General features: G+C 59.4%; 15 protein-coding genes, 2 tRNA genes and 1 pseudogene. 4 read left to right on the top strand and 14 right to left on the bottom strand.

Annotated elements, in window-relative coordinates; all coding sequences use genetic code 11:
* Nucleotides 1-155: 155 nt before the first annotated feature.
* From dnaB to rnr, 7 genes are all read right to left on the bottom strand, one after another.
* Entirely contained in the window at nucleotides 156-1550 is a 1395-nt protein-coding gene (gene dnaB, locus AB7M22_RS29800) for a replicative DNA helicase (protein ID WP_007902695.1), read from the bottom strand.
* Between the two features lie 123 nt (nucleotides 1551-1673).
* Entirely contained in the window at nucleotides 1674-2120 is a 447-nt protein-coding gene (rplI, locus tag AB7M22_RS29795; RefSeq protein ID WP_003197251.1) for a 50S ribosomal protein L9, read from the bottom strand.
* Between the two features lie 19 nt (nucleotides 2121-2139).
* A complete protein-coding gene (locus AB7M22_RS29790) occupies nucleotides 2140-3033 on the bottom strand; it encodes a YybS family protein (RefSeq protein WP_008009810.1) in 894 nt (297 codons plus the stop codon).
* Nucleotides 3034-3069: 36 nt separating this feature from the next.
* Nucleotides 3070-3300 (bottom strand): 30S ribosomal protein S18, encoded by a 231-nt coding sequence (gene rpsR / locus AB7M22_RS29785; RefSeq protein ID WP_002551829.1) that lies wholly within the window; start codon nucleotides 3298-3300, stop codon nucleotides 3070-3072.
* A gap of 28 nt (nucleotides 3301-3328) precedes the next feature.
* Complete coding sequence (gene rpsF / locus AB7M22_RS29780; RefSeq protein WP_007902678.1) at nucleotides 3329-3751, bottom strand: 30S ribosomal protein S6; 423 nt, start codon at nucleotides 3749-3751, stop codon at nucleotides 3329-3331.
* A 317-nt stretch (nucleotides 3752-4068) separates the two neighbouring features.
* Nucleotides 4069-4836, bottom strand: a complete 768-nt coding sequence (rlmB, locus tag AB7M22_RS29775) for a 23S rRNA (guanosine(2251)-2'-O)-methyltransferase RlmB (protein WP_008009813.1) — start codon at nucleotides 4834-4836, stop codon at nucleotides 4069-4071.
* Nucleotides 4833-7463, bottom strand: coding sequence for a ribonuclease R (gene rnr, locus AB7M22_RS29770; RefSeq protein ID WP_008009816.1), 2631 nt, complete (start codon nucleotides 7461-7463; stop codon nucleotides 4833-4835). The genes rlmB and rnr overlap by 4 nt, the downstream gene beginning before the upstream one ends.
* 226 nt (nucleotides 7464-7689) lie before the next feature.
* Between rnr and AB7M22_RS29765 the strand changes: the two genes are divergently transcribed.
* The 4 genes and pseudogenes from AB7M22_RS29765 to AB7M22_RS29750 all read left to right on the top strand — a co-directional run bounded on the left by AB7M22_RS29765 (nucleotide 7690) and on the right by AB7M22_RS29750 (nucleotide 10908).
* A tRNA-Leu gene (locus AB7M22_RS29765) sits at nucleotides 7690-7776 on the top strand.
* A gap of 165 nt (nucleotides 7777-7941) precedes the next feature.
* Nucleotides 7942-8028, top strand: a tRNA-Leu gene (locus tag AB7M22_RS29760).
* A 303-nt stretch (nucleotides 8029-8331) separates the two neighbouring features.
* Complete coding sequence (locus AB7M22_RS29755) at nucleotides 8332-9342, top strand: iron ABC transporter substrate-binding protein (protein WP_454188638.1); 1011 nt, start codon at nucleotides 8332-8334, stop codon at nucleotides 9340-9342.
* A pseudogene (locus AB7M22_RS29750) lies at nucleotides 9342-10908 on the top strand (ABC transporter permease). Before AB7M22_RS29755 ends, AB7M22_RS29750 begins: the two are co-directional and overlap by 1 nt.
* A gap of 120 nt (nucleotides 10909-11028) precedes the next feature.
* Here the strand turns inward: AB7M22_RS29750 and AB7M22_RS29745 are convergent.
* The 7 genes from AB7M22_RS29745 to hfq form a co-directional block, all read right to left on the bottom strand.
* Nucleotides 11029-12963, bottom strand: coding sequence for a methyl-accepting chemotaxis protein (locus AB7M22_RS29745; protein WP_454188637.1), 1935 nt, complete (start codon nucleotides 12961-12963; stop codon nucleotides 11029-11031).
* Between the two features lie 149 nt (nucleotides 12964-13112).
* Nucleotides 13113-14405 carry an adenylosuccinate synthase gene (locus AB7M22_RS29740; protein WP_201189510.1) on the bottom strand — a complete coding sequence of 431 codons (1293 nt, stop codon included), beginning with the start codon at nucleotides 14403-14405 and terminating at the stop codon, nucleotides 13113-13115.
* Nucleotides 14406-14459: 54 nt separating this feature from the next.
* The gene (locus AB7M22_RS29735; RefSeq protein ID WP_007902665.1) at nucleotides 14460-15647 is read right to left on the bottom strand and encodes an ATP phosphoribosyltransferase regulatory subunit; all 1188 of its coding nucleotides are present in this window, start codon (nucleotides 15645-15647) and stop codon (nucleotides 14460-14462) included.
* Nucleotides 15648-15962: 315 nt separating this feature from the next.
* Nucleotides 15963-16832 carry a protease modulator HflC gene (hflC, locus tag AB7M22_RS29730; protein WP_008009823.1) on the bottom strand — a complete coding sequence of 290 codons (870 nt, stop codon included), beginning with the start codon at nucleotides 16830-16832 and terminating at the stop codon, nucleotides 15963-15965.
* Complete coding sequence (hflK, locus tag AB7M22_RS29725) at nucleotides 16832-18004, bottom strand: FtsH protease activity modulator HflK (RefSeq protein ID WP_454188636.1); 1173 nt, start codon at nucleotides 18002-18004, stop codon at nucleotides 16832-16834. The genes hflC and hflK overlap by 1 nt, the downstream gene beginning before the upstream one ends.
* A gap of 96 nt (nucleotides 18005-18100) precedes the next feature.
* On the bottom strand, nucleotides 18101-19402 hold the full coding sequence (gene hflX, locus AB7M22_RS29720; protein WP_008009827.1) for a ribosome rescue GTPase HflX: 1302 nt from the start codon (nucleotides 19400-19402) through the stop codon (nucleotides 18101-18103).
* 12 nt (nucleotides 19403-19414) lie between these two features.
* The gene (gene hfq / locus AB7M22_RS29715) at nucleotides 19415-19675 is read right to left on the bottom strand and encodes an RNA chaperone Hfq (RefSeq protein WP_007902656.1); all 261 of its coding nucleotides are present in this window, start codon (nucleotides 19673-19675) and stop codon (nucleotides 19415-19417) included.
* Between the last annotated feature and the right edge of the window lie 72 nt (nucleotides 19676-19747).

The following is a 19747-nucleotide window of genomic DNA, read 5'->3' as shown; positions in this document are numbered from 1 at the left end:
CAATTCCGACGACTATGGTCGGAAATTAGTGTCGCCCCCTTCGCGGGCAAGCCTCGCTCCTACAGGTCATGTGTCGTTCGCGCAATCGTGATCCAACACAAAACCTGTAGGAGCGAGGCTTGCCCGCGAAGAGGCCCTGTCAGGCACTACACAACTTACTCGTCGTCGAAATTGTAGCTGCCCGGCGCCAGGTTTTCGAAGCGGGTGTACTTGCCGATGAACGCCAGTCGTGACGTGCCGATCGGGCCGTTCCGCTGCTTGCCGATGATGATCTCGGCGATGCCTTTATGCTCGGTTTCCGGGTGATAGACCTCATCCCGGTACACGAACATGATCACGTCAGCATCCTGCTCGATCGCTCCGGATTCCCGGAGGTCGGAGTTGATCGGGCGTTTGTTCGGTCGTTGCTCCAGGGAGCGGTTGAGCTGGGACAGCGCCACGACCGGGCAGTTGAATTCCTTGGCGAGGGCTTTCAAGGAACGGGAGATCTCGGAAATCTCGTTGGTCCGGTTGTCGCCGCCGGAACCTGGAATCTGCATCAACTGCAGGTAGTCGATCATGATCAGGGCGATGTCGCCGTGTTCACGCACCAGACGCCGGGTCCGCGCGCGCATCTCCGAGGGGCTGATACCGGCCGTGTCGTCAATGAACAGCTTGCGATCGTTCAGCAGGTTGACCGCCGAGGTCAGGCGCGGCCAATCGTCGTCATCCAGGCGACCGGCCCGGACCTTGGTCTGGTCAATACGCCCAAGGGACGACAGCATACGCATGATCAGCGATTCGCCTGGCATCTCCAGCGAGTAAACCAGTACGCACTTGTCGCTGCGCAACACGGCGTTTTCCACCAGGTTCATCGCGAAGGTGGTTTTACCCATGGACGGACGGCCGGCGACGATGATCAGGTCGGAAGGCTGCAAGCCGCTGGTCTTCTCGTCGAGGTCGGTGTAACCGGTGGACAGGCCGGTGATGGCGTTGTCGGTGTTGAACAACGTGTCGATGCGGTCGATAGCCTTGGTCAGCAGGTCATTCACGCTCACCGGGCCGCCGGTTTTGGGCCGGGCCTCGGCGATCTGGAAGATCTGCCGCTCAGCTTCGTCGAGAATCTCTTCAGCCGTGCGGCCTTCCGGGTTGAAAGCGCTGTCGGCAATCTCGGTGGCGATGCCAATCAACTGCCGCAACGTCGCCCGCGCACGAACGATTTGCGCATAGGCCTTGATGTTGGCGACGGACGGCGTGTTTTTCGCCAGCTCACCCAGGTAGCCGAGACCACCGACCTGGGACGTCTGACCTTCCTTGTCCAATTGCTCGGCAAGGGTCACGACGTCGATCGGGGAGTTCTGATCGGCCAGTTTGGCGATCGCACGGAAGATCAGGCGGTGGTCATGCCGATAGAAATCGCCGTCCGAAACCTGATCCAGCACACGTTCCCAGGCGTTGTTGTCCAGCATCAGACCACCGAGCACGGCCTGTTCGGCCTCGATGGAATGCGGCGGCACCTTCAGGGCAGCGGTTTGCAGATCGTATTGCTCGGGAGCGGAAATATCGTTCATGGCCACTTGGAATTAGTTTGTAGAAAATCAGGAACCGCAGAAAGACAAAGGGCACGACCTGTAAACAGGATCGTGCCCGATGTTACCGGCAAGCACCCGAGGGTGCCAGCCGACAAGTGCTGCTTAAGCTGCTACCACGACAACGCGTACGGTGGCTTCAACTTCGGCGTGCAGGTGCACGGCTACGTCGAATTCGCCTACGTTGCGGATGGTGCCGTTCGGCAGACGAACTTCGCTTTTTGCAACTTCAACGCCAGAGGCGGTCAGTGCATCAGCGATGTCGTGGGTGCCGATCGAACCGAACAGCTTGCCTTCGTCACCAGCGGTGGCAGTGATAGTCACTTCCAGCTCAGCCAGTTGGGCGGCACGGCTTTCAGCCGAAGTTTTACGGTCTGCTGCGGCTTTTTCCAGCTCAGCGCGACGCTCTTCGAACGCAGCCAGGTTGGCAGCGGTCGCAGCGGTAGCTTTGCCGTAAGGCAGCAGGTAGTTACGACCGTAACCAGCCTTAACGTTCACTTTGTCACCCAGGTTGCCCAGGTTGGTGACTTTTTCCAGAAGGATCAGTTGCATGTGAAAATCCTCTTAACTTTTAACCTTCACCGTTCGCGTTATCGGCATCTTTCGGTGCCGAACGACCGCGAAAATCAATCAGGCTGTCGACGATGGCCAAGACCACCAGCAACGGATAGATCAGCTGCATGAACAGCAACAGCGTGACGTACAACCCCACCAGCCAGAATTTGGCCAGTCGCTTTTGCGCCACCAGCCCGTGAATCAGGGCCAGCCCGGCGAACACCAGCGGTACGCTGCACAACGGTGTCAACATGGCCATCTGCGAGCCTAAGTTAGGCCCCAGAAGCATCAACACCAGCAGCAACATCGCCGGTAAAAGCGGGATTCGGATGGCGCGAAACTCGCGACCAAAACCACCCGGGTTGTACAACAACGCCTGCCAGTAGCGCCCGACAATCAGGCTCAGCACACTGACGATTTGCAACAAAGCCGCAATCAGGCCGGTCAGGACCGGTGCAATCAGGGACGCGAAACGCGCTTGCTCGTCTACCGACAATTGCTGGTAGACATCACCGAGTAGCGACGGCATGACTTTTATCAAAGCCTGCGCCAGCATCTCGATCTGGGGCGCAAAAGCCACCCCCAGCACCACCGAAAACACCAACCCCATCGCTATGCTGACCAGCAGCACGCGGTTCCAGGACTCGCTTGCGCGCAAAACCAACGCAAGGCTCGAAGACCCCAGCAGCACCAGAAGTGCCCGTGGGTCGTCGGAGTAGAGCCACCAGATCAACGCCGGCAGCAGTCCCAGAGCAAGAACGCCCAAGGCGTCCTTCAATCCGCGCCGCAGGAGCACAAGGCATCCGGCGGCAGCACCCAACCAATACAACAACGGCAATGTTGCGCATCCGGCCACTACCAGAGTGGCCTGCATACGGCCGCGCATGATGAACTCAGCTAAGGCGCGCATGCATTCAATCCTTTGCTACGTGTCGACTGCCCGGTCTCAGCGGCCGTGGCTGTCGGTGTAGGCCAGCAGGGCCAGGAAGCGGGCGCGCTTGATAGCGGTGGCCAGCTGACGCTGATAACGAGCTTTGGTACCGGTGATGCGGCTTGGAACGATTTTGCCGGTCTCGGATACGTAAGCTTTCAGAGTGTTGAGATCTTTGTAATCGATCTCTTTCACGTCTTCAGCGGTGAAGCGGCAGAATTTACGACGACGGAAGAAACGTGCCATGTAATAGGCTCCTCAAAAGGTCCGTGGATTACTCGTCAGCGTTATCGCTGGCGTCGCTGTCATCACCATCAACGCCTTCGGCGTCGGAGTGCTCAGGACGGTCGCGACGCTCACGGCGCTCACTGCGGTTTTCTTCAGCCTTGAGCATCTCGGATTGGCCGGTAACGGCTTCTTCGCGACGGATGACCAGGTTACGGATCACTGCATCGTTGTAGCGGAAGTTGTCTTCCAGCTCGGCCAGGGCCTTGCCAGTGCACTCAACGTTCAGCATCACGTAGTGAGCCTTGTGAACATTGTTGATTGCGTAGGCCAGTTGACGACGGCCCCAATCTTCCAGACGGTGGATTTTGCCGCCGTCTTCTTCGATCAGCTTGGTGTAACGCTCAACCATGCCGCCGACTTGCTCGCTTTGATCCGGGTGGACCAAAAAGATGATTTCGTAATGACGCATGAATGCTCCTTACGGGTTGTAGCCTGCCGCTCAAAAGCGGTCAGACAAGGAGTGAATGACACTTATGGACTTGCTTGCGATAGACACATGCGTGCCTGCCGTCACAGCAAGGGGCGCAATTGTAGAGAAGGGACAGAAGAGGTGCAAGGCAATTGGTGATTATTTGAACAGTTCGTTCGCACACCAATTCTTGCTGCACCACAAACCACTGTGGGAGCGAGCCTGCTCGCGATGAGGGCGCAACAATTCAACACTTATGTTGAATGTCACACCGCCATCGCGAGCAGGCTCGCTCCCACATGGGGTTTTGCAGCAGATCAGGACTTCTTGGCGGTTCCGGCAGCCTTGACACTGCGCTGGCGCCGGGCTTCAAACAGGCAGACGCCGGTCGCCACGGAAACGTTGAGACTGCTGACGCTACCAGCCATCGGCAGGTGCACCAGGTAGTCGCAAAGATCGCGGGTCAGGCGACGCATGCCACTGCCTTCCGCGCCCATGATCAGGATGGTCGGGCCGGTCATGTCTTGCTGATACAGACTCTGTTCAGCCTCGCCAGCCGTACCGACAACCCACAAGCCACGCTGCTTGAGCTTTTCCAGGGTGCGCGCCAGATTGGTCACCGCAACCAGCGGAATCACTTCCGCCGCGCCGCAGGCCACTTTACGCACCGTTGGGGTCAACGTCGCCGACTTGTCCTTTGGAACGATCACCGCCAGCGCACCGGCCGCATCGGCCGAACGCAGGCAAGCGCCGAGGTTGTGCGGATCGGTCACGCCGTCGAGCACCAGCAACAGCGGCGCGCCTTCGGTGCGATCGAGCAGTTCGTCGAGCATCGCCTCGCCCCAGACCTGGCTCGGACTCACCTCCGCCACCACGCCCTGGTGCACGCCTTCAACCCAGGCATCCAGCTCACGACGCTCGGCGTTGCCGACGGCCACGCGATTTTCGTTCGCCAACTCGATCAGCGCCTGAACCCGCGGATCACTGCGGCCTTCAGCCAGCCAGATCTGCTTGACGCGTTTTGGGTGGTGACGCAGCAACGCTTCTACCGCGTGCACGCCATAGATCTTTTCCAACTGACTCATGACTTGGCCTTAGGTTTACGCGCCCCGCCGCTTCTGGCGGCTGGAGCGGAACCCGCTTTTGGCGGGCCTTTACGGTGTTTGCTCGGTTTTGCTGGCTTGCCGCCGGAGGCCTTGTCAGGCGCCGACCGCCCGGTCTTTCCCCCAGACGCCGCTTTACCGCCGCTTTTCGCTTCAGACAACAACGCCTGTTTCAGTTCACGACTTTTGCGCAACTCGGCATTTTTTGCCGCGGCATCGCTCGGGCGATAGGCTTCGACAGCCTTTTCCTTGGCAGGACGACGGCCGGTTTTTGCCGGTGCCGGCTCGGCAGCTGTCTTGGCAGCAGGTGCTGCAGTTTCAGTGCCGCGCTTTTTGCGGCCGATTGGCGCGCTGATGGTTTTTTCAGCCATCTCGAAGTCGATCTTGCGCTCGTCGAGGTCGACACGCATAACGCGAACTTCAACGGTGTCGCCAAGGCGGAAGCTGCGACCGGTACGCTCACCGGCGAGGCGGTGGTGTACAGGATCGAAGTGGTAGTAATCACCCGGCAGCGCGGTGACGTGCACCAGGCCTTCGACGTAAATATCGGTCAGTTCGACGAACAGGCCGAAACCGGTCACGGCGGTGATCACACCCGGGAACGATTCGCCCACACGGTCTTTCATGAACTCGCACTTGAGCCAGTTCACTACGTCGCGGGTCGCTTCGTCGGCACGGCGTTCGCTCATCGAGCATTGCTCGCCGAGCTGCTCCAGGATCGCTTCGTCGTACGGGTAGATGCGTGCTTTCGGAATGGTCATCGCGCCGGCACGGCGAACGTGCGGGGTGTCCATTTTCGAATGGATGACGCTGCGGATCGCCCGGTGCGTGAGCAAGTCCGGGTAGCGGCGAATCGGCGAAGTGAAGTGGGTATAGGCTTCGTAATTCAGGCCGAAGTGGCCTTGGTTATCGGCGCTGTACACCGCTTGGCTCAACGAACGCAGCATGACGGTCTGGATCAGGTGGAAATCCGGACGGTCCTTGATGCCTGCCAGCAAAGCCTGGTAATCCTTCGGCGACGGACCATCCTTGCCTTTGTGCAGGGACAGGCCGAGCTCGCCAAGGAAGGCGCGCAGTTTTTCCAGACGCTCCGGTGGCGGGCCGTCGTGGACGCGATACAGCGCAGGAATTTCGTGCTTTTTCAGGAATTCGGCAGTGGCCACGTTGGCCGCCAGCATGCATTCCTCGATCAGCTTGTGGGCGTCGTTGCGAACGGTCGGACGGATTTCGGCAATCTTGCGCTCGGAACCGAAGATGATCCGGGTTTCCTGCGTTTCGAAATCGATCGCGCCGCGCACGTGACGGGCCGCCAGCAGAACCTTGTACAGCGCGTACAACTGCTTGAGGTGCGGCAGGACGTCGGTGTACTCACCACGAAGCTGACGCGCTTCGGTAGCTTTCGGCGTTTCCAGCATGGCGCTGACCTTGTTGTAGGTCAGGCGAGCGTGGGAGTGAATCACCGCTTCGTAGAAGCAGTAGTCGGTCATTTCGCCGGATTTGGAGATGGTCATCTCGCAGACCATGGCCAGGCGATCGACGTGCGGGTTCAGCGAGCACAGGCCGTTGGACAATTGCTCAGGCAACATCGGCACGACACGCTCGGGGAAGTACACCGAGTTGCCACGAACCTGGGATTCGTTATCCAGCGCCGAACCGATTTTCACGTAGCTGGAAACGTCGGCAATCGCCACGTACAACTTCCAGCCACCGGAGAACAGGCGCAGCTTGCCCGGTTTGGCTTCGCAGTAGACCGCGTCATCGAAGTCGCGCGCATCTTCACCGTCGATGGTCACGAACGGCAGATGGCGCAGGTCGATGCGCTTCTCTTTGTCTTTCTCTTCGACTTCCGGCTTGAGCTTGGCGGCTTCTTTGAGCACCGCTTCAGGCCAGACGTGAGGAATATCGTAGGTGCGCAGGGCGACATCGATTTCCATGCCCGGCGCCATGTAGTTACCCACAACTTCGACCACGTCGCCTTGCGGCTGGAAGCGTGGCGTCGGCCAGTGGGTGATCTTCACTTCGACGAACTGGCCGATCTGGGCATTGGCGTTGCGGCCCGGAGTCACCAGCACTTCTTGCTGGATCTTCGGATTGTCCGCGACGACGAAACCGATACCGCCCTCTTCGAAGTAACGACCGACGATGGTCTCGTGAGCGCGGGACACCACTTCGACGATCATGCCCTCACGGCGACCGCGACGGTCGAGACCGGAAACACGAGCCAGGGCACGGTCACCATCGAACACCAGGCGCATTTGCCCCGGGCTCATGAACAGGTCGTCACTACCGTCATCCGGGACCAGGAAGCCGAAGCCGTCACGGTGACCGCTGATGCGGCCCAGGATCAGGTCGAGCTTGTCCACCGGCGCATAAGTGCCGCGACGGGTATAGATGAGTTGAGCGTCGCGCTCCATGGCGCGCAGGCGGCGACGCAGGGCTTCGATCTGGTCTTCTGTGGTCAGACCAAACTCTTCGACCAGCTGCTCGCGGTTAGCAGGCGAACCTCGATCAGCAAGGTGCTGAAGGATCAGTTCGCGGCTAGGAATAGGGTTTTCATATTTTTCCGCTTCACGAGCGGCCTCGGGATCGAGGGACTGCCAATCGGCCATTAGAGAGTTTTCACCTTGTCTATATGCGGGTTAGTTTGGCATAGGCGTAATGAAACGGGAAATTTCAGGCTATGACAGCCCATCTAAAGCCCTTTATCGACATCGCAAAGCTGATTTGAATACCACTGGAGAAATTTTCCAGGTTTTTTCGATGTCGGGGGTTTACAGTTAAAAAGACGCTCCGTATAGTGCGCGCCATCGACGACGCACACGCGCTGCCGATACTGCCCAGATGGTGAAATTGGTAGACACGCCAGCTTCAGGTGCTGGTGACCGCAAGGTCGTGGAAGTTCGAGTCTTCTTCTGGGCACCAATTTCGAGCTTGAGATTAGAACAATTTCAAGGCTCACACAAAAACCCGCGAAAGCGGGTTTTTGCATTTCAGGCTTCCGGTTTATTAAAATTAAATCAGGGGTTTACAGATCAAAATGCTCTCCGTATAGTGCGCCACATCAACAGCGGCAACGCTTGCGATTATGCCCAGATGGTGAAATTGGTAGACACGCCAGCTTCAGGTGCTGGTGACCGCAAGGTCGTGGAAGTTCGAGTCTTCTTCTGGGCACCAATTCAAATTCAAGGTCACGATCTTGAATTTCACAGAAACCCGCGAAAGCGGGTTTTTGCGTTTCTGTGGTGAGGGAGCTTGCCCCCGTTGGGTCGCGAAGCGGCCCTCTCCATTCTTCCAGCCACACCCTATTGTCAGGTTTGCGACTGCTCCGCAGCCGAACGGGGGCAAGCCCCCTCGCCACAGAGTCCAGCGTTATCCCCTTAGCAAACCCCTCACCCTCCCCCGCAAGACGCACATGAGAAACAATATCGTTTATCATTGTTGCAAGATTTTGCAACGCGACAGTGAGGAACCCTGCGAATGATGTTTCGAAATACCCTGCGCCGCAGCCTGACCATCACCCTGCTCGGCCTGACACTCGCCACTCCCCTCACCCAAGCCGCCGATCCGGTTTCCCTGACACTCTATAACGGCCAACACAAGGAAGTCGGCGACGCCGTCGCCAAAGCCTTCGAGGCCAAGACCGGGATTCACGTCAATGTGCGCAAGGGCAGCAGCAACCAGCTCGCCAGCCAGATCGTCGAAGAAGGCGATCGCTCCCCCGCCGACGTGATCTACACCGAAGAATCCCCACCGCTGAACAAACTTGGCGAACAAGGCCTGCTGGCGAAAACCGACGCCGCTACCCTCGCCGTTCTGCCAAAAGACTATGTTGCCGGCAACGGCACCTGGATCGGTATCACTGCGCGAGTCCGCGTGGTTGCGTTCAATCCCAAGTTGATCGATGAAAAGGACCTGCCCAAGTCGGTAATGGAGTTCTCCGATCCGAAATGGCAAGGCAAGGTGGGCTTCGTGCCCACCAGCGGCGCATTCCAGGAACAGGCTGTAGCAATTATCAAAGTACACGGCATGGATGCGGCCGAAGAATGGCTGACCGGCCTGCGCGCTTTCGGCAAAACCTACAGCAACAACATGGTCGCGCTGAAGGCTGTGGAAAACGGCGAAGTCGCCACCGTACTGGTGAACAATTACTACTGGTTCGCGTTGCAGCGTGAAAAAGGCCAGCTCGATTCGAAACTGCATTACTTCACCGGCGGCGACGTCGGCGGGTTGATCACCGTTTCCAGCGCTGCGGTGCTGAAATCCAGCAAACATCCAAAAGAAGCCCAGCAATTCCTCGCCTACATGGCCAGCGAAGAAGGCCAACGCGTGATCACCCAGACCACCGCCGAATACCCGCTGCACAAAGGCATGGAATCGGATCGTGGCCTCAAGCCGTTCAGCGAACTGCAAGCACCAAAAGTCACGCCAGCCGATCTCGGCAACGCCGAAGAAGCCCTGGATCTGGAACGTGACGTTGGCTTGAACTGATGAGCGCATCGTTATCTGCCCCCGCCTTGCGTGGGAGCTACGTGCCACGGCGCAAGCGGCCGTCGATCTGGTTATTGCTGCCGGTTTTGCTACTGGTGGTGCTCAGCCTGTTGCCACTGGCTTATGTCGGCCTCAAGACTTGGCAGGCCGGCTGGGCCGAGGCGCTGCATCTGCTGTGGCGACCTTATGTGCTTGGCCTGCTGCGTAATACGCTGGCGCTGATGATGGGCGTCACCCTGGCCTGCGGCGTGATTGGCCTGTCGCTCGCCTGGTTGCTGGAACGCAGCAATCTGCCGGGGGCGACGGCTATGGGGCGTGATCCTGTGTCTGCCGTTCGCGGTGCCGGCGTTTGTCAGCAGCTTCACCTGGGTCTCCCTGAGCGCTCACTTCGAAGGGCTAGGCGGCGCGATCCTGGTGATGACCCTGTCCAAGTACCCGCTGATTTTTCTGCCGGTGGCGGCAACCCTGCGCAATCTCGATCCATCCCTGGAGGAGTCCGCACGGACCCTGGGGCAGAATCGCTGGGGCGTGTTCTTCAAAATCACCCTGCCCCTGCTCTGGCCGTCGCTGCTGGCCGGCTCGCTGCTGATTGCGCTGCACATGCTGGTGGAGTTCGGCGCGCTGTCGATCATCGGCCTGCAAACTTTCACGACAGCGATCTACCAACAGTTCGAGCTGGAATTCAGCAACGCTAACGCAGCGATGCTTTCGGCGGTGCTGTTGGCGCTGTGCCTGGCGCTTCTATGGCTGGAGTTGCGAGTGCGCGGCAAGGGCCGACATGTGCGTACCGGTCAAGGCGCGGCGCGCCATGCGCAGCAGGTTCACCTGGGGCCTTGGGCGACTGTCGGACAACTCTACTGCCTGCTACTGGCGATCATCGGCAGCGGCATTCCGCTGGGGATGTTGGCGTACTGGCTGATGGTGGGTTCGTCGGCGGCGTTCCCGGTAGCGGCGATCAGCGAGGCCTTGTTGTCGTCTCTGGCGCTGTCCATCGGTGGCGCAGCACTTTGCCTGGTGCTGGCGGTGCCGGTGGGGTTGCTGGTGGTGCGCCATAAAGGCCGACTGGCAATCTGGGCCGAGCGCCTGCCGTATCTGCTGCATGCACTGCCAGGATTGGTGATTGCGCTGACCCTGGTGTATTTCGCCCTGCATTATGTGCCGGTGCTGTACCAGACCTCGGCGCTGTTGCTGATTGCTTATGCGCTGTTGTTTCTGCCGCTGGCACAGGCACCGATTCGCACCGCGCTGAACAAGGCAGCGCCACAACTGGAAGAGGCCGCACGCACGCTGGGGGCGTCGTCCTTCAGCGCGTTTTGTCGGGTAACCCTGCCGATTATCTTCCCTGCCTTGGGGGCCGCGTTTGCGCTGGTGTTTCTGGATGCGATGAAGGAGCTGACGGCGACGCTGTTGCTGAGTCCGACCGGGCTGAATACGTTGGCGACGGAAATCTGGGCGCATACCGCGAATGTGGAATTTGCGGCGGCGGCGCCTTATGCGGCGCTGTTGATACTGGTGTCGGGGTTGCCGGTTTATCTGCTGACAACGCGGATGTATCTGAGCCGCTGAACAGCTTCGCGGGCAAGCCTCGCTCCTACGGTGCCGTGTCGTTCGCGAAATGTGCGCACGACGCAATTCCTGTAGGAGCGAGGCTTGCCCGCGAAGGCGTCAGACTTGCGGACGAAAAACTTAAGCCCTGAACTGCCCCAGGCTCGCCTTCAATTGCGCCGCCAATCCATCCAGCACCTTGCCGCTGGCAGTGGTTTCCACCACCGCCTGAGCAGCCTTCTCAGCCTGAGCATGAATGGTCTCAACCCGTCCACGCACAGCCTGCGCACCTTGCGCCTGATGCGCCGCGGCCTGGGTCGCCAGACCGATCGCGGCATGCACCTGCTCGACCGACGCCTGCACCGACTGCTGCAACCGCGCACTGTCGCGCAACACCAGCAACCCTTCGCTGGCCTGACGTCCGGCCTGGCCAATCGCTGCAACAGCCTCCCGCGCCCCCTGCTGCAACGCAACGATGTGCGCCTGAATGTCGCCGGTTGAGCTCTGAGTCTTGCTCGCCAGTGCCCGCACCTCATCCGCCACCACGGCAAACCCGCGACCGGTCTCGCCGGCACGCGCCGCTTCAATAGCCGCGTTCAACGCCAGCAAGTTGGTTTGTTCAGCGATCCCGTGAATCACCGTCAACACCACTTCAATCTGCTCACTCTGCTGCGCCAGGCGCTCAATGACTTTCGCCCCCGTATCGACTTGTCCGGCCAACGCTTCAATGAGACTGCCGACTTTCGCCGAAGTCCGGGTGTTCTCATCCGTAGCCTGACGAATATCCACCACCTGCCGCAAAGCGGCCTGCATGGCGTGGCTTTCAGACTGGGCCTCATCAGCCATTTGCGACAACGCGCGCAAGCTTTCGGCCACTTCATCGCGCTGCATGCCCGCCGCCGCATCGGCGCCGGCATTGCGCAGGGTCATGGCGCCGATTTCCACGCCGGTACGTTGGGCCACATCGCCCGCCTCCCGCACAATCGGCTGCAACTTATCCACAAAGCGATTGACCGCCGAGGCCATGTCGCCAATCTCGTCCTGGCTGTTGATCTGCACACGCTTGGTCAGATCACCCTCACCTGCCGCCAGGTCATCCATGGCGGTGATCAGCATTTTCAAGCGGTTGACCACTCGACGGCCCAGTACCACTGCCAGCAACAGCAAAACACCGAAACCCACCACCGAGAGGCCCATGCCAATGCGCCAGCGCAAAGTCCCCGCAGCGTCCTGCACAGCAGTGGTGGTATTGGCTTTCATTTCAGTGGCGGTGGACTGCGCCGATTGCAGACGCCCGCGCATCGCCGCTGCGCTGTCAGCTGCCGCACCTTTGAGGCTGTCGCCCACCAGTTGATCGCTGCTGGCGATCAGCGCCGAGAAGCGCTTGTCCAGCGCCGCCAGATCGGTTTCTACGGAGGCGGTCGAGACACCCATCAAAACCTTGCCGATCTCCACCCCATTGGGGTTGATCGAGGCTTCAAGGTAGTAGACCGACGGATCGTTCTTCGCCGCATCCAGTACCTTGTCCAGCGCCCGCTCGCCCTGGCCTTTTTCCAGAAGCGCCTTGTTGATCGGGTTCTCCCGGTTGAGGTAGCGCGTCAGGTGCTGACCCGTGGCGTCGTCGTAGACCACGAACAACACATTGGGATTGCGCTGGGCACGGCGAGCGAATTCGGACAGGGTGGGGATGTCGCTATCCCACATGGCGCGGGGTGCGACCGAAGCCAGAAGCTGCGCCATGTCGTTGGCCGAATCCTTCAGGTCCTTTTCCAGCGTCGTACGCAGTTGTGCCTGCTCATCCTTCAGACGCGAAGACAGCCCGGCTGTCAGGCGCTGACGGGTACTGGTGGACAGGCTATCCAGGCTCGACGTGACTTCACGCCCTGCCTGCTCAAGTTCACCAGAGAGCTTTTGGCTGTCGGCGTCCAGTCGCACACCCAAATCAGCTTCCAGCGCAGTCACTGTGCTCCGGGTCAGAGCGACAGCCACCAGCACCTGCACCAAAAGGGCGATACCAAGGGTAACGAACACGGGCCGCAAGAGACGGCTTTGTAACAGTGAGAGAACGGCCGACACTGAAAATCCCTCTGCTTTGACGCCATCAAATTGATAGCACGTCAGAAACGATGCTTTTTAGATGTTCGCAGCAAAGGTCATGCCGTTCGACGGGCATAAACGACAAAGGCCCCAATTAAGGGGCCTTCGTGTTTTACATCAACGACTTATTAAGCGAACGGGTGACGCAGAACGATGGTTTCGTTGCGGTCCGGGCCCGTCGAAATAATGTCGATCGGCGCACCGACCAACTCTTCGACGCGTTTGATGTAGTTGCGTGCAGCCTGAGGCAGCTCTTCCAGGGTCTTGGCACCGACGGTGGATTCGGTCCAACCTGGCATTTGCTCGTACACCGGCTCCAGGCCGATGTAGCTGTCGGCGTCAGTCGGTGCGTCGATCACTGCACCGTCCTGATTCTTGTAGCCCACGCAGATGTTGATGGTTTCCAGACCGTCCAGTACGTCCAGCTTGGTCAGGCACAGGCCCGAAATGCTGTTGACGTCGATGGCGCGACGCAGGATGACGGCGTCGAACCAGCCGCAACGACGGGCACGGCCGGTAGTAGCGCCGAACTCATGGCCACGCTTGGCCAGGAAAGCACCGACGTCGTCGAACAGCTCAGTCGGGAACGGACCCGAACCCACGCGAGTGGTGTAAGCCTTGGTGATGCCGAGGATGTAATCCAGGTACATCGGGCCAAAACCCGAACCGGTGGCGATGCCGCCTGCGGTGGTGTTGGAGCTGGTGACGTACGGGTAGGTACCGTGGTCGATGTCCAGCAGGGAGCCTTGGGCGCCTTCGAACATGATGTCTTTGCCAGCGCGACGCAGCTCGTGCAGTTCAGCGGTGACGTCGAGCATCATCGGCTTGAGCAGCTCGGCGTATTCCATGCACTCGTCGAGTGTCTTCTGGAAGTCGATTGCTGGCTCTTTGTAGTAATTGACCAGTACGAAGTTGTGGTAATCCAGCAACTCGCCCAGCTTGGCGGCGAAACGCTCGCGGTGGAACAGGTCACCGATGCGCAGACCGCGACGGGCAACCTTGTCTTCGTAAGCCGGGCCGATGCCGCGACCGGTAGTACCGATCTTCAGCTCGCCACGGGCCTTTTCACGGGCCTGGTCCAGCGCTACGTGGTAGGACAGGATCAGCGGGCAGGACGGGCTGATACGCAGGCGCTCGCGCACCGGTACGCCTTTCTCTTCCAGCTTGATGATTTCCCGCAGCAGGGCGTCGGGTGCAACCACCACGCCGTTACCGATCAGGCACTGCACGCCTTCGCGCAGCACGCCCGACGGGATCAGGTGCAAGACGGTTTTTTCGCCGTCGATCACCAGGGTGTGGCCAGCGTTGTGGCCACCTTGGTAGCGCACTACGGCGGCAGCATGTTCGGTCAGCAGATCAACGATCTTGCCTTTGCCCTCATCACCCCATTGGGTGCCCAGGACTACGACATTCTTACCCATAACACTTGTCCTCATTCGCGCAAACTTGGTGCCGGCGGCGGCCGGCAGGAAAACTCAAGAAGCCAGCGGCAATACTTGCCAAAGCCCGTTCTGCTGAATCAATTGCCGGTCGCAGTCCGCTTCACGGGCGGCGGCCAAAAGCTGCCCAGGCAATGCCTGAACGACACGCTGACCCTCACTGCGCAACTGGCAAACCTGCTGCCAGAGTGCTGCATCCGTACTGTCAGGCATCCAGATACCGCCAGACGGTAGCTCGATTTCAGCACGCCCCAGGGTCACCAGGGTTTTCAAATCGGTAGAGAAACCAGTCGCCGGACGGGCACGACCGAAGTCGGCGCCGATGTCGTCGTAACGACCACCCTGAGCAATGGACTGGCCAACACCCGGGACGAACACGGCGAACACTACACCGGTGTGGTAGTGGTAGCCGCGCAACTCGCCCAGGTCGAAATACAGCGGTAATTCCGGGAAACGCGTGGACAGACGCTCGGCAATTGCCAGCAGATCGTCCAGGGCCGCCAGCACGGGAGCCGGCGCATTGGCCAGACGCTCACGCGCTGCGCTCAACACTTCACGACCGCCACACAGGTCGACCAGCGCTCGCAGCATGCCCGACAGATCGGCAGGCAGGCCTTCGGTCAAGGTAATGACCTCGTCGATGGCTTTACGTTGCAACGCATCGAACAACTGTTGCTCGACTTCGCCAGACAAACCGGCGGCGCGGGCCAGGCCGCGGTAGATGCCGACATGGCCGAGGTCCATGTGCACATCCGGCACATCGGCCAGCTGCAGCATGGCCAGCATCAGGCTGATGACTTCCACGTCACTGCTCGGGCTGGCATCGCCGTACAACTCGGCGCCCAGTTGAATCGGGCTGCGCGAGGACGACAAGGCACGCGGCTGGGCATGCAGCACGCTACCGGCATAACACAGACGGCTCGGCCCTTCGCGACGCAGGGTATGCGCATCGATGCGCGCCACTTGCGGCGTGATGTCGGCACGGAAACCCATCTGCCGGCCCGACTGCGGGTCGATGACCTTGAAGGTACGCAGATCGAGGTCCGAACCCGCGCCGGTCAGCAGGGATTCCAGGTACTCGATATGGGGAGTCACGACAAACTCGTAACCCCAGCTCTGGAACAGATCCAACACCTGGCGACGCGCTACTTCGATGCGCGCAGCTTCTGGTGGCAGTACTTCTTCGATGCCATCTGGCAGCAGCCAGCGGTCTACCGTTGCCATTACGCCATTCCCCTATGATCCGGGCGACAAGCCTTTGGGCGAGCCTTGAGTGAAGCAGAAAATGATTGGCTCATGTGCAAACCACGCGCATGAACAACGGGGCGAAAAGCCTGAAACCGGCTTCGCCAACCACTTTCCTCGAAAAACCTGTCGAGTCATTCAACTCGGGCGCCTGCATAAAAACAGCAATCAAACGTGCAGACGCAAAAAAGCCGGGAATTTCCCGGCTGCCGCATCATACACACGTTTTCCCAAAGGATCACCCCGCCCGAGGCTTTAGCCGCCAGGCGGGGGATGATTCAGGTCAACGCCGTATCAAGGCTTGGCTTTTTCCAGGTAACGGAAGAAGTCGCTGCCCGGGTCCAGGACCATGACGTCGGATTTGTTCGCGAAGCTTTCACGGTAGGCACGCAGGCTACGGTAGAACGCGTAGAACTCCTGATCCTGACCGTATGCCTTGGAGTAGATCGCAGCAGCCTGGGCGTCACCGTCACCGCGAACCTCTTCAGATTCACGATAGGCTTCAGCCAGCAGCACGCGGCGTTGACGGTCGGCGTCGGCACGAATGCCTTCGGCCAGCTCGTTACCCTTGGCGCGGTGCTCGCGAGCTTCACGCTCACGCTCGGTGCTCATACGTTCGAACACGCTGCGGTTCACTTCCTTCGGCAGGTCGATGGTTTTGACCCGGACATCGACAACTTCGATGCCCAGCTCTTTTTCCGCCATCTTGTTCAGCGAAGAGGTGATGTCTGCCATCAGCGCATCACGCTCACCGGACACCACTTCGTGCAGGGTGCGCTTACCGAACTGGTCACGCAGGCCCGATTCCAGACGACGGGAAAGACGCTCGTCGGCAATCTGCTTGAGGCCGGAAGTTGCAGTGTAGAAGCGCTCGGCATCTTTCACGCGCCACTTGGCGTAGGCATCGACCATGACGGCTTTCTTTTCCAGCGTCAGGAAGCGCTGTGTCGGTGCATCCAGTGTCATCAGGCGCGCGTCGAATTTGCGCACCTTGTTCACGTAAGGCACTTTCACGTGCAGGCCCGGCTGAACATCGGCCTGGACCACGCGACCGAACTGCAGCATCACCGCGCGCTCGGTCTGAGCCACGATGTAGAAGCAGTTCCAGGCAACGATCGCCACGACGACGCCGATAATAAGGGCGATCAGCGATTTATTGCTCATCAGCGACTCTCCCTGGTACGTGCTTGCTGTTGCTGCAGATCAGCTGCCGCACGCGCATTCACTTCATTGCTGCTGGCTGCCGCGCCGGTTACTGGAGTGCCGGGGCTGCGACCACTGTCGATCATCTTGTCCAGCGGCAAGTACAGCAGATTGTTCTGGCCATTCTTGTTGCCGGTCACGAGAACCTTGCTGGTGTTGCTGAAGATTTCCTGCATGGTGTCCAGGTACAGACGCTGGCGGGTGACTTCAGGGGCCTTGCGATACTCGGCCACCAACTTGGTGAAGCGATCAGCCTCACCCTTGGCACGGGAGACGGTCTCGTCGCGGTAGCCATTGGCATCCTCGAGGATGCGCTGGGCCTGACCACGGGCTTCCGGCACGACGCCGTTGGCGTAGGTTTCAGCCTGGTTGCGCGAACGCTGCTCGTCTTCACGGGCACGGATCACGTCATCGAAGGCTTCCTGAACTTCACGCGGTGCAGCTGCGCTCTGTACGTTGACCTGGGTGACAGTGATACCGGTGCGATAGGTATCGAGGAAGCGTTGCAGACGCTCCTTGATTTCGCTGGCCATCAATTCACGACCTTCGGTCAGCACCTGATCCATGGCGGTAGAACCCACCACGTGACGCAAGGCACTGTCGGTCGCATGCTGCAGGCTGATTTCCGGCTGATCGACGTTCAGCACGAAGTCCTGCAGGTTGCTGATCTTGTACTGCACGGTCAGCGGCACTTCGACGATGTTTTCGTCTTCAGTCAGCATTTGACCCTGCTTGGTATAGGCACGCTCACGCGTGACGTTTTCCATGTACTTGCGATCGATCGGCGGGAAATAGATGTTCAGGCCCGGGCCGACGGTTTCATAGTATTTGCCGAAGCGCAGCACTACGGCTTGCTCCTGCTCGTCGACCACGTAGACAGCGCTGTACAGCCACACAGCCGCCAGCACGGCCAGGCCGATGCCGAGCAGGCCGCCGAAGCCGCCACTCTTGCCCGAACCACCGCCCTCGTCACCGCGTTTTTTACCACCACCGAACAACCCGTTCAGGCTTTCCTGCAGCTTTCGGAAGGCCTCGTCGAGATCCGGTGGTCCCTTGCGGTCGCCGTTATTGCGGCGCTTGCCACCCCAAGGATCCTGATTATTCGAGTTGCCACCCGGCTCATTCCAAGCCATAGCGCTCTCCATCTGATAAAGCAAAGACGCACCCACGGCGCGCCGACCAATGCTACAGAATGCCTGTCACCACGGCACAACCGCTTTCTCAGGCTTTTATTGCAAAGTGTGTTGCTCGATGAACTCCATCGGTTGCAGACCCTCGCGGCTCACGAGTCGATTCAATTCGATCCGTGGCAAGCGAACGGCCAGCAAGCTGATGCCTTCTTCGTCGTGTTCTTCTTTTTGCACCGCACCGAGTTCGAAAAACTGCGCACGCAGTCGAGCAAAACGTTGCGGCAAGCGCAAGGTGCCAACAAACAAATCACTGCCTAACAGTTCGGCCACTGCCTGCTTGAGCAGGTCCAGACCGGTACCGTCCTTGGCCGACAACCAGACCCGCTGCGGCTTGCCATCGGCATCGCGCTGGATCTGCGGCTCAACACCCTCGAGCAAATCGAGTTTGTTGTATACCTCAAGGATCGGCAAGTCTTGCGCCCCGATCTCCCCGAGCACCACCATGACCTGTTCAATCTGGGCCATACGCTCAGGCTCATGCGCATCGATCACGTGCAGCAACAGGTCGGAGTTGCTCGACTCTTCGAGCGTAGCCCGAAATGCCTCGACCAGTTTGTGCGGCAGGTGGCGAATGAAGCCCACGGTGTCGGCCAGCACGATCGGCCCGAGGTCGTCGAGTTCGAGTCGGCGCAAGGTCGGGTCGAGGGTAGCGAATAGCTGGTCGGCGGCGAAGACGTCGGAATCGGTGACCGAGTTGAACAGCGTCGATTTGCCGGCGTTGGTATAACCCACCAGAGAAACCGTCGGGATGTCAGCACGTTTGCGCCCGCGACGAGATTGCTCGCGCTGGCTGCGGACCTTTTCCAGGCGCCCCTTGATCTGCCGCAGGCGAACCCGCAACAGGCGCCGGTCGGTTTCCAGCTGGGTTTCACCCGGGCCGCGCAGACCGATACCGCCCTTCTGCCGCTCAAGGTGAGTCCAGCCACGAACCAGCCGCGTACTCATGTGTTCAAGCTGGGCCAGTTCGACCTGGAGCTTGCCTTCATGGGTGCGGGCGCGTTGGGCGAAGATATCGAGAATCAAACCCGTGCGGTCGATCACGCGACACTCGAAAATACGTTCGAGGTTACGTTCCTGACTGGGCGTGAGGATGTGATTGAAAATCACCAGATCGACCTGTTCGGCGCTGACCAGGTCGCGTAACTCTTCGACCTTGCCGCTGCTGATCAGGGTTTTGGCGGTTGGCCGATGACGCGGCACGTTAAAAAACGCGACGGTCTCGGCGCCTGCCGAAATTGCCAACTCCTGAAACTCCTGCGGATCTTCGCGCGCCTCAGGGTCCTGACCATCCAAGTGAACGAGAATTGCCCGTTCACCACCACCGTGGCGCTCAAAGAACAAAGGAGACTCCTATCAGGCGTTACCTGGCTCAGCGTCACCTGCTTCGGATTCGGTTGCGCTAGGCAGACGAATTGGACGAACCGGCACCACTGTAGAGATAGCGTGTTTGTAAACCATTTGGCTAACGGTGTTTTTCAGCAGGATAACGAACTGGTCGAAAGACTCGATCGTGCCTTGCAGTTTGATCCCGTTGACCAGGTAGATGGAAACCCCCACTTTCTCTTTACGTAAAGTATTCAAGTAAGGGTCTTGTAGCGAATGCCCTTTTGACATGTGCCGCACTCCTTTAAGGATTCAATATAAAAAATAGGTAAACAGATGGCTTGGGGCCGTCACACCCCCAAG

The organism is Pseudomonas sp. ADAK2 TE3594, from assembly GCF_053628675.1.
This window is presented reverse-complemented; position numbering and strand designations above follow the sequence as displayed.

Excerpts from the sequence above, each read along its gene's own strand:
- rlmB (WP_008009813.1), bottom strand. The coding sequence starts at position 4,836 with ATGAGTCAGTTGGAAAAGATCTATGGCGTGCACGCGGTAGAAGCGTTG.
- hflK (WP_454188636.1), bottom strand. The coding sequence starts at position 18,004 with ATGGCTTGGAATGAGCCGGGTGGCAACTCGAATAATCAGGATCCTTGG.
- hflC (WP_008009823.1), bottom strand. The coding sequence starts at position 16,832 with ATGAGCAATAAATCGCTGATCGCCCTTATTATCGGCGTCGTCGTGGCG.
- AB7M22_RS29740 (WP_201189510.1), bottom strand. The coding sequence starts at position 14,405 with ATGGGTAAGAATGTCGTAGTCCTGGGCACCCAATGGGGTGATGAGGGC.
- AB7M22_RS29755 (WP_454188638.1), top strand. The coding sequence starts at position 8,332 with ATGATGTTTCGAAATACCCTGCGCCGCAGCCTGACCATCACCCTGCTC.
- AB7M22_RS29735 (WP_007902665.1), bottom strand. The coding sequence starts at position 15,647 with ATGGCAACGGTAGACCGCTGGCTGCTGCCAGATGGCATCGAAGAAGTA.
- rplI (WP_003197251.1), bottom strand. The coding sequence starts at position 2,120 with ATGCAACTGATCCTTCTGGAAAAAGTCACCAACCTGGGCAACCTGGGT.
- AB7M22_RS29790 (WP_008009810.1), bottom strand. The coding sequence starts at position 3,033 with ATGCGCGCCTTAGCTGAGTTCATCATGCGCGGCCGTATGCAGGCCACT.
- rpsF (WP_007902678.1), bottom strand. The coding sequence starts at position 3,751 with ATGCGTCATTACGAAATCATCTTTTTGGTCCACCCGGATCAAAGCGAG.
- hfq (WP_007902656.1), bottom strand. The coding sequence starts at position 19,675 with ATGTCAAAAGGGCATTCGCTACAAGACCCTTACTTGAATACTTTACGT.
- dnaB (WP_007902695.1), bottom strand. The coding sequence starts at position 1,550 with ATGAACGATATTTCCGCTCCCGAGCAATACGATCTGCAAACCGCTGCC.
- rpsR (WP_002551829.1), bottom strand. The coding sequence starts at position 3,300 with ATGGCACGTTTCTTCCGTCGTCGTAAATTCTGCCGCTTCACCGCTGAA.
- rnr (WP_008009816.1), bottom strand. The coding sequence starts at position 7,463 with ATGGCCGATTGGCAGTCCCTCGATCCCGAGGCCGCTCGTGAAGCGGAA.